We start from the raw sequence: 9,509 nt of genomic DNA, 5'->3' as shown, positions 1-9,509 counted from the left end.
TAAAGGTCAGCGTCACGAAAGCGGTCGGGAAGAAGTACCACCACCAAACACCCGAGACCATTGCACTGTGCTGGTTCGCCCAAAAGATCATGCCGCCGATCGTTGGTGTCTCGACATCGGTGAAACCAAGAACGGCCAGAGTAATCTCCAGGCCTATCGACCAGTTCATGTTGTTCATGAAGGTGGAGAAGACGATCGGCAGGACGTAGGGCAGATGCTCTTCCGTGACGATCCGAGGCATCGACATGCCGGAGAAGATGCTCGTGTTGGTGAATTCCCTAGTCCTGAGGCTGATCATCATCGAGCGAATGAGCCTGGCATCGTATGACCAGCCCAGCCCCGACATGACCAGGGCAAGGGTGAACCAGGTCATGTCGTCCCGAAGAACAAAGTAGAGGAGCACCAGAAGGGGGAACAGCGGAATGACGATAAAGGTATCGTTTATCGACATCAGCACGCGATCGACGATTCCCCCGACGTAGCCGGAAATCAGGCCGATGATCAGCGACAGGATACGGCTGATCAGGGCGACGACGAAACCGAAGGTGAGCGTATTCCTGAGGGCGAAGGTAAGCTGCCAGAATATATCCTGACCACGTGAATTCGTGCCGAAGATAAATTCCGGCGAGGGCGGCATGTCCATCGCAACGACATACGAATCGATCGGCTGGTAAGGCGAGAAGAAGGAGGCGAGCGAGATCGCAAGGATGACCGTCATGATGATGATCCCGATCGCGAATTCGACGTTGTAGCGGAAAAGATCTCGAACGACGCTGATCATTGCTGCACCTGCACGCGTGGATCGATCAACGGATAGAAAATATCGATCAGGAAGACCGCAGCCGAGACGGAAATAATTGAGATCGAGGCTATGCCCAGCACCAGCGAATAGTCCGCCGCGTGCACAGCATCGACGAGCAGCCGGCCGATCCCGGGATAGCCGAACACCTGCTCCGTGATGACCGCGCCGTTGAAGATCGCACCGATCGACATCGCTAGACCGGTGATCTGCGGCATGAAGGCATTGCGCATGACGTAGGATCTGAGGACCCGTTGGCGCGGAACTCCCCCCAATTCGGCATAGACGACATAGTCATCGGTGATGATGTTGGACACCAGCGCCCGCATACCCATGAACCAGCCCCCTATGCCGACCAGCATGAGCGAGAGTGCCGGGAGAATGGAGTGCAGCAGGACGCTGCCGACGAAGGTCGGCGTCCATCCAGGCTGCAGGTTCATCTCGTATCCACCAGCACTCGGCAGCAAGGGCAGCACGAAGGTGAACGCGATGAGCAGCACAAAGGCAACGATATAATAGGGAACCGGATGCACGCCCATCGTGATGACGCCGATGATCCTGAGAAGGCGGTTTCGATGGTAATATCCAGCAAGGCCGCCGAGAATATTGCCGAGCAACCAGCTTAGAAGCGTTGAAAACGTCAGAAGGCCGATCGTCCAGGGCAGGGCGTTTCCGATCAGGACGGTGACAGGTGTCGGAAAGGCTGACAAGGATGGGCCGAAATCAAGGAAGGCCAACCGTTTCCAGAATACGAGATACTGCGTCCAAAGCCCGTCGCCCGTCCCGTAGAGTTCGCGAAGAGACTGACGAAGAAGCTCGATCGATTCCGGGCTCGAAAATCCAAAGGAGCTCACCTGCGCTACTGCATGCTCGACCGGATCAACCGGTGTCAGATGCGTGATGAAGAACGTCAGGCTGATACCGATAAAGACCACCAGCGCGAATTGCAGGAAACGCTTGCCGACGTGGAGTGCGTATGATCGCATATGTGACCCAACTCCGACTTGACGATATCGCGAGGGGAAGGACGGATCGGTCCTTCCTTCCCCCGCGCACAGGCTCATCCTTGGGCTATTTGGCCGATTTTACCGGCTTGAGCTTCACCATCATGTATTTGGTGTTGCCCCAGTTCGGCACGGGATCGGTGTAAGGCGCATCCGTGGCGTTGGGGTAGCCGGTCCAGTAGGTCGTATCCATCACGGTGAACACGTTGTAGGACATCAACGGGATGGTCGGCATCTCTTCCGCGGTAAGCTTGAGATAGTCTAGGCCCAGTTCGATGCCCCGCGGATCGTCGAAATCGATCCTCCGGATCTCCTCGATGATCTTGTCGAGGCGCGGTTCAGCCCAGCGCTGCCAGTTGCGCGGTGGCTGGACCTTGCCGATTTCGGCCACGAACTGGGAATGCCAGCTGTCCAGGAAGAACGATAGGTCCGGATGGCCGCCCCAGGTCTCGACGCTCCAGCCGATAAAGGTGTCGAAATCGCCGACACCGCGGCGGTCGATCAGGGTACCCTGGGCAACATCGATATTGGCGTCGATGCCGAACTGACGCCATTGTTGAACAATGATCGAACCTGCACGCGTCATCACAGGTCTCAGATCGCCTTCGACCATGACCTTGACGGTGAACGGCTCGCCGTTCGGCTGATGCCACTTGCCGCCCTGCTTGGTGAAGCCCGCCTTCTCCAGCAACTCCGTGGCGGCCTCCTTGTCGGGTTTCCACCATCCGCGGCCGATCGCAGTCGAAATCTCTTCCGGACTAGAGGGAATCTGGTCCTTCATTGATGGTCGAAGCATCTCGGCAATCTGCTTGCCCATTGTTGGGTCGTAAGGCTTGATCTTGCGCTTGCCTGTATCGACCTCGAAACTGGCAAGCCAGCTCTCCATCGGTTCGAAGTAGTACTTCGGATACAACCCGGTCGGCGGGACACCCAGGGCCGAGATCGTCGCAGCACCGCGATATGAGGCCATGCTAACGGCCTTGATATCGATGAGCAGCGCCAGCGCCCAGCGAACGTCCTTGTTTTGGAACTTCTCAAGACGATGGTTGAAGATGACAGCAGGTAGTGTCGGATCGGGATGCGCGTAGGGAAAGCCCTTGAACCAGCTTGTCGAGGACGGCGACTCCTTGGCAAGTGTGAACATGCCTTCCGGTGACGTGTCGTGGATGACGTCGAGCCGATGGTTCCGCTGCTCGATGACGCGCTTTTCGGGGGGACCGGGATCGATATAAGCGAGAAATTTCGGGCCGGGTTCTCCGAAACGCGCAACGGTGGTTCGCTGCCAGTCGTCACGCTTCTGCCAGATGAACCATTTGCCGCCCTGGTCGAAATTTTTCAGTGTGTACGCACCAAGCGAGACCGGCGGGTTGAAGTCGTATTTCAGGACGTCATCGACTTTCTCGAATACGTGCTTGGGCATCATCCACATGGCATTCCATCGCACGGTAAACAGCGCATGGAAGCGTGAGTTCGGCTTCTTGAGCTTGAAGAGCACTTCCGTAGGGCTCTTCTTCTCTATGGAGGCGACATTGACCTGTATCGGCGCGCTCCACCGCAAGCCATTGGTTCTGAGATGAGTATCGACGGTGTAGACGACATCGTCGGCGGTGAATTCGACTCCATCGCTCCAGAAAACTCCGGGGCGGAGCTTTACTGTCATCTCTGTGAAATCGCTGTTGTAGGCCGGCTTTTCAGATGCGAGGGAATTGTCCCAGACGCCGTCGATGCCGTGGTCGGCGTCGATATACCAGAACGTGTCCATCGCATTCTGATGGAGGCCGGTTGTCTGGCCACCGGCATTGATTGCCCAAATGTTGAACCATCCGGCGTTCTTGATTGTCCCCTCGGGATTCTCAAGGATGAGAAGCTCTTCACGGGGGATTTCCGATGTTGGCGCTGCGGTTTGTGCAAAAGACGGCTTGCTCGCAAGAAACGTACCGGCGAGCAGAATGAATGTTCTCCTCGATAGCATGCCGTACCCTCCCAATGGCCAGTTGCTCTTTGGCATCTGTATCCAAGCTCATCATTGGCGATGTCGAGATTGCTGTCAACGAAAATATCGGAATATATCCGAAATCATGATACTATTGATCGCTAAGCGAAAGCCCGGCTTTTCCTATCGCTAACGGGATCGTGCTGCATTTCTGAGGAAGGCAAACTGGCCAAACTAGTCGATGAAACCGCGGATAACCGCATGGGAGAGGCACGGAGACGACGCTGTTCGGATGGTTGCTGCTCGCTGTTCAACACAATGGCAAGGGTGGAGGCCGGCGACATTTCGGGTGACCATGCCTTCCGTGTCAGGCGTCGGTTCCGCCTATCTGCCTCGCTATGCTGGAAGCTTCAATGTTCCCTTGATGGCTGACGGAAAGTCTGTTGCGACGCATGCCTTTTAGGGGACGGAGCCGCGCAGATGTCAGAGCTGCTTTCGCAGGTAAAGGGTCGGCGTGTCCTCAGGCTCGATCGCGCGGACATTGCCGGTAAGGCACGGGACCGTTCATATCGCTGCGCTCTTCCCGGGAAAGTGAATTCTTTTCAGGAGGTTGGCGCTCCAACCATCAACATTCGTGAGCTGCTAACGGCTCAATAACGAGGTCAGCGCATCCGACAGGGGCGTCGACGAGACGGGGAGGCTCCGTCCTGTGGGAGGTGCGATCTGGCGACCCAAACGCGGGCCGCCGCGTTGTCTCACAATTTCCTTCAAGACGATCCGATCAGGCGGCGGTCTCGATCCAGCTGGTCAGGGCCGACTTGGCCGCCGCGCCAACTTTTACATCGGCGACCTTGCCGGCCTTGAAAATCACCAGGGTCGGGATCGATCGAATGCCGTATTCGGAGGCGAGCCCGGGGTTTTCATCGACGTTGATCTTGGCGACCTTGACCCTGCCGGCCATTTCACTCGCGACCTCCTCGAGGCTCGGTCCAATGAGCCTGCAGGGGCCGCACCATGCAGCCCAGAAATCGACTACGACGGGGATGTCGGATTCGAGAACTTCCGATTCGAAGTTATGGGTATCGATTTTTACACTCGCAACAGAGGTCACTGAACTTGCTCCTTGATTTGGTCGCTCCCCGACATGACGGCGCGCAAGGCGCCCTTTGTCGCCCTCATCAGGCGACTGCCGGGAAGTCGACGGTCGTGTCATTGATGCGGTTGAAGACGTTGGTGAAGATCGTCACCGAAATGGCAAGGCTGATCTCGACGAGCTGTTCGTCAGTGTACCCGGCCGCCATGATGGCATTGAATTCCTCTCCGGAGATCGGTCCGCTTGTCTTCTGCAGGTTGCGCACGAAGCGCACCAGCGCCTCGCGCTTTGTGTCGCCGGTCGGCTCGCCGGCGCGGATCAGCTTGAGAACGTGGGCTTCAGGCCAGTCAGCTTGCTCAGCATGGTATGGGCAGCCACACAGTAGTCGCAGCCTGCTTGTTCGCTGACGATCAGCTTGATGGTTTCGAGATCCTGCTTGCCGAGCGTACCCTTGGCGAGGACGGCGTCGGCGTCGAGAATCGACTTCAGCGCGGCCGGGCCGAGTGAACCGATGGCGGCGAAGGTGTTCGGAACGCCACCGGCGGCCTTCTTGATCTGGGCGAAGAGGTCAGCGGTTTCGCCGGTTGCGACGGAAACGGCGGGGGTGGAGATACCAGAGGTAATTGGCTCACTCCTTGGATTGAAAACGTGTTGACGGGAGTGAACCTAAGCAGCCGCAGTGAGTTTGTTAATGTCTCTAGGCCTCAACTATGTGCCAATTCGTCTCACGTTACGGTTTGACAGGTCAGCAAAGCTTCGTTTGAACATCGGGAAGCATCACCGGTGAACGGCCAGAGATGCATCTATTAGGATGGATGGTACAACGCCTGCGGTTTTGGTCAGGAATGGGAAGGATCGCTCTGCTTTCCACTCTGTCGACGGAGTGGCCGCAAACGCCGGAGCCGTCGTTCGCACAGTGGGACTCTCCAGGCAGAAGGCTCCGTCACTGACGCCATTCGGACTGCCTGAGGTGAAAGCAACGCTCCTGAGTTCGCGGCAGGAACTCGCCTCGGCAAACGATGCAATAAATCTTCTTGTGGTTACCGCTCAGGCGTTGGTTTACGATATGCGGGCGATTTGGAAGAAGACGGTGATTTGCGCGACGCTGCACTGGTTATGCCCGCTTTGCGCCAATGGCTTCAACCAACAGCCCGAATCAAAGCGCGGTCGTATCGGGCGAAAAGCTCGACATCATATAGGTCGGAACACCAGCGAAATGCTGCGCCAGCTCTGACAGCTCCTGCTCAGAGGCATCAGCCAGAATGCCGGTCCGCACCAGCACGGAGGAAAGCCGCATATCGGTCGCGCCTTTGATATCATGTTCGATGCTGTCGCCGATGCAGACGATTTTAGCGGGATCGACACTGGCCCATTGCGCGATCGCGAATTCATAGATCTCGCGATGCGGCTTGCCGATCCAGTGGACCATCCCCCCAAGATTCTCGTAGATTCGTGCGATCGCCCCGGCGCCAGGCGCAATCTTGCCGCCGGCGAGCTTATGAATATCGGGGTTGGTGCAGACACAGGGAGCGTTATTGGCCGCTGCGGGCGCCAGTCGTCGACGATAGATCTCGAGTTCGATCCGCTCGGCCTCGCTGCCGGAGATGATGACAAGATCGGCCTCGTCGGACTGGGCAACGCTGACGAGTCCCAGACGGTCAGCAAGATTCTGGTCACCGCCGCTGGAGATCGTGAAAGCGCGCATTCCGGGGCGGATGTTAGGGTCTGCTGACAATAAATCGAAGGCGACGTCGCCCGATGTCACGAACCGCTCGAAGAGCTGGCGGTCGAAACCGAGTCGAGCGAAGCGCTCGGCATTGTAGTCCCCGCTCCGGCCCGAGTTGGACAGTACGATCACATGTTTGCCCGCCTCTTTCAGCCTCCGGAGTGCAGCGACCGCCCCATCATAAGCGTGGTCGTCGCGCAGGACCCCGAATTGGTCGATCAGGAAATAGTCATAGCGGTCGATCAGCGCTGCTAGAGATATCTCGGGAGCAATGGTCACCGCTGTGTCCTCTGCCATTGGAGGATGAGTGCCGCCGTGCCAACCGCGGCCTCCGTAGAATTCGAAGGCGCGAAGGAGACACCAAGGGCAGTCTGGCGCATCCTGGTCCATGCCGGGTTTTTCGCACCGCCGCCGACGGTTCGCACTGATGTCAGGCGGGCCGCGCCGAGTTCCGCCAGCCTTTCGTATCCAAGCCGTTCGATCCCGGTAATGCCCTCGAGCACGGCCTGGAAAAAAACCGCCTCATCCTTGGGGCGCGGCTCCAGTCGAGGAGCGTAATTCGCGTCGCTGACGGGAAAACGTTCGCCAGGCCTGAGCAGCGGATAGAAATTCAAGCCTGTCGGTCTGGTGATATCGATGCGGGCCGTGAGCGCATCGAGACGCTCGTCTCCGAAGAGCGACCTGATCACGCCACCGCCGGTGTTGGAAGCACCGCCAGGCAGCCAGAAATCGAGCACCCGGTGCGAATAGATTCCATATTGGGACGCGTTGATCGGCTGTTTGGAAGCCAGCTTCAGAACCAACGTGGAGCCGAGCGCCGTCACACCGTCCCCGATCTGCGAGGCACCGGTCGCAAGAAAAGATGCGCAGCCATCGGTCGTTCCCGCATGAAAGCGGCAACTCTCATCAACACCGAGCCCTCGGACGAAACCATCTATCTCCGAAAGTGCTGAGCCGGCACGATGGACGGCCGGAAGCAGGCGCCGATCGAGCCCGGCCCGTTCTATCCAGTCGGGCCATTTTTCCTCATCAAGGTCATATCCGGTCTTGAGGGCATTGTTTTCATCGCTTGCGCATTCTCGCGCACCGAGCTTCATCAAAAGCCAGTCAGCCTGATGAACGATCTTTGCGACATACGGCTGGCGGGCGAGGTAAATCGCTCGCGCCAAGGCCGAGCTCGCGCCCCGCGCTGGGCTGTCGCTCGGAGCATGCCGGGAGATGTCTTCGACGATCGATGCATCCGGAGAGGTGTCGTTGTACATCAGCGGGGCACCGACCGGTTCGCCCTTGTCATCGATCGCCAGGACCGTACCGGACGTGCCGTCGACGCCGATTGCGCGAACGGCCGCAAGGCTTGTCTTTGTCGCAAGCTCGCGCAATGCCGTCGACGTGCGCTCCCACCATATCGTGGGTGTGCGACCTTCATCGGCATCCACAAACGGCGCGCTGGCGATCGCCACGACACTTGCATCATCGGCAAGCGCGGCCGCACGTGCGCCGGACGTGCCGACATCAATACCAACGACGGTTGCGCGTCCTGACGGTTGCCGGCTCGTCACGACTGTGCTTCTCCGCGATCGAGCGCCTGGCGATATTGCTCCGCTTCCCAATTGGTCAGTTCATATTCATCCGCCTCGGTCAGATAGACGACCTCCGCGTTATCGGGAATGCGCGCGACGACCTCCGCCAGGCATCGGGCCATGACCTGGCCGCCGGCTGTCAGCTCATTCGACAACAGCACACCGCAGCCGGGAACGATGATCATTTTCGGCGCGGTTTCACCCGCATTGGCAAAGCTTTCGATGTAGGCCGGCAGGGACTGATCTGCTTCGAGAAGGCCAATTTTCTTGCCGAGGAAGATCACGTGGTCGGGATACATCGAACCACTGATCGCCAGCCGGATATTTTCCGGCGAGAGCGCTAATTGGTGGCTCGCCGGATCCGCGGCCGGCGAGTAGCCGCTCTCCTGGCTCAGCCTCTGTAAGACCCCGAGAGACGCATCAGGAACTTGTCTCGCGGACATGGTCAATGCTGAAGTGACCCGCTCGATCCGATCGGCAACTTCTTCGACGGTCTCGCCAGTGACGATGATCCCGTGATTATAGAGGACCATGACGTCGGGGCTCGTCGCGGCCGCAAGGTCGACCTCTCTGGCAAGCGGCGTCCCGGGGCGCCGGTAAGGAACCGTTGCCCATATCATGCCGGTCTCATCGAGCTTTTGCTTCAGAAGCTCATCGCGTTGTTCCAGCACCGAAAGTGCGATTGTGTTGACGCAGTGATAGTGAGCCACGACCGCGTTCGGCAGGGCCGCATGAAAGCTTGTTTCAATCGATGGCCGTAAGCCGCTGGTATTGAGTGTCTTGATGACAAACTCCAGCCCCTTCTCGGCGCGCGGATCGTTGTTGCGCAAAGCTGTGACTAAGTCGGCAACGTGGACTGGGACCATGATATCCTGCTCTGTGGCGTGAGCCAGCCACTTTCCCGACGCCTTCACCCACATTTCAGTGCCGCCCTTGAGCGAGGTGTTCCCACCTGCACCCTGGGTTTTCAGGATATCCCGCCCGAGCATCGCGGACAGCTCCAGGAAACGTTCGAAGTCCGCACCTAGCCTTATTGGTCTGTTAGTCATTGTTGACCCTCCGATGCCCTGAGCCATTACAGCCATGAGCAAACTTTTTCGCAACCGTAATTTCGAGATCAAAGAACGTCAATAATGAAGTTATTACGTCATATTGTCTTGCAGGTCGGCTGGCTTTGTGATTATTTTTGATCATCGGCGGGGAGCGGCCGAGGAGGATGACGACCTTGAATGACGCCGAGCGGCACAAGATGATCACCGAACTTTTGCTGGAAACGCCTTTTGCATCGGTGCGCGATCTTCAGGATCGTCTAGGCGTATCACCGGCGACGATCCGGCGCGATATCGACAAGCTTCACGACTTAGGTAAAGCCAA

General features: G+C 58.0%; 10 protein-coding genes. 1 reads left to right on the top strand and 9 read right to left on the bottom strand.

From position 1 onward, the window contains the following. From ACPYOI_RS32745 to ACPYOI_RS32705, 9 genes are all read right to left on the bottom strand, one after another. Positions 1 to 781 (bottom strand): ABC transporter permease (locus ACPYOI_RS32745; RefSeq protein WP_481423936.1); only part of this gene is annotated, 781 nt, incomplete at its 3' end. Continuing rightward, complete coding sequence (locus tag ACPYOI_RS32740) at positions 778 to 1,785, bottom strand: ABC transporter permease (RefSeq protein ID WP_168833132.1); 1,008 nt, start codon at positions 1,783 to 1,785, stop codon at positions 778 to 780. The genes ACPYOI_RS32740 and ACPYOI_RS32745, both read right to left, overlap by 4 nt. A gap of 85 nt (positions 1,786 to 1,870) precedes the next feature. After that, positions 1,871 to 3,775, bottom strand: coding sequence for an ABC transporter substrate-binding protein (locus ACPYOI_RS32735; protein ID WP_481416490.1), 1,905 nt, complete (start codon positions 3,773 to 3,775; stop codon positions 1,871 to 1,873). A gap of 742 nt (positions 3,776 to 4,517) precedes the next feature. Further along, positions 4,518 to 4,847, bottom strand: a complete 330-nt coding sequence (gene trxA / locus ACPYOI_RS32730; protein ID WP_481423935.1) for a thioredoxin — start codon at positions 4,845 to 4,847, stop codon at positions 4,518 to 4,520. 67 nt (positions 4,848 to 4,914) lie between these two features. Further along, positions 4,915 to 5,103 (bottom strand): carboxymuconolactone decarboxylase family protein, encoded by a 189-nt coding sequence (locus tag ACPYOI_RS32725; protein ID WP_481423934.1) that lies wholly within the window; start codon positions 5,101 to 5,103, stop codon positions 4,915 to 4,917. Positions 5,104 to 5,147: 44 nt separating this feature from the next. Continuing rightward, the gene (locus ACPYOI_RS32720; RefSeq protein WP_481416524.1) at positions 5,148 to 5,240 is read right to left on the bottom strand and encodes a hypothetical protein; all 93 of its coding nucleotides are present in this window, start codon (positions 5,238 to 5,240) and stop codon (positions 5,148 to 5,150) included. Positions 5,241 to 5,985: 745 nt separating this feature from the next. Continuing rightward, on the bottom strand, positions 5,986 to 6,834 hold the full coding sequence (locus ACPYOI_RS32715) for a TIGR01459 family HAD-type hydrolase (RefSeq protein WP_481416487.1): 849 nt from the start codon (positions 6,832 to 6,834) through the stop codon (positions 5,986 to 5,988). Next, positions 6,831 to 8,114 carry an FGGY-family carbohydrate kinase gene (locus ACPYOI_RS32710; RefSeq protein ID WP_481416486.1) on the bottom strand — a complete coding sequence of 428 codons (1,284 nt, stop codon included), beginning with the start codon at positions 8,112 to 8,114 and terminating at the stop codon, positions 6,831 to 6,833. The genes ACPYOI_RS32715 and ACPYOI_RS32710 overlap by 4 nt, the downstream gene beginning before the upstream one ends. Beyond that, on the bottom strand, positions 8,111 to 9,184 hold the full coding sequence (locus ACPYOI_RS32705) for a class II aldolase/adducin family protein (RefSeq protein WP_481423933.1): 1,074 nt from the start codon (positions 9,182 to 9,184) through the stop codon (positions 8,111 to 8,113). Before ACPYOI_RS32705 ends, ACPYOI_RS32710 begins: the two co-directional genes overlap by 4 nt. Before the next feature lie 176 nt (positions 9,185 to 9,360). Here ACPYOI_RS32705 and ACPYOI_RS32700 point away from each other — a divergent pair. Then, a partial coding sequence (locus ACPYOI_RS32700) for a DeoR family transcriptional regulator (RefSeq protein ID WP_481423937.1) occupies positions 9,361 to 9,509 on the top strand: 149 nt, incomplete at its 3' end.

Source organism: Rhizobium sp. SVR5-2C (genome assembly GCF_056755115.1).
This window is presented reverse-complemented; position numbering and strand designations above follow the sequence as displayed.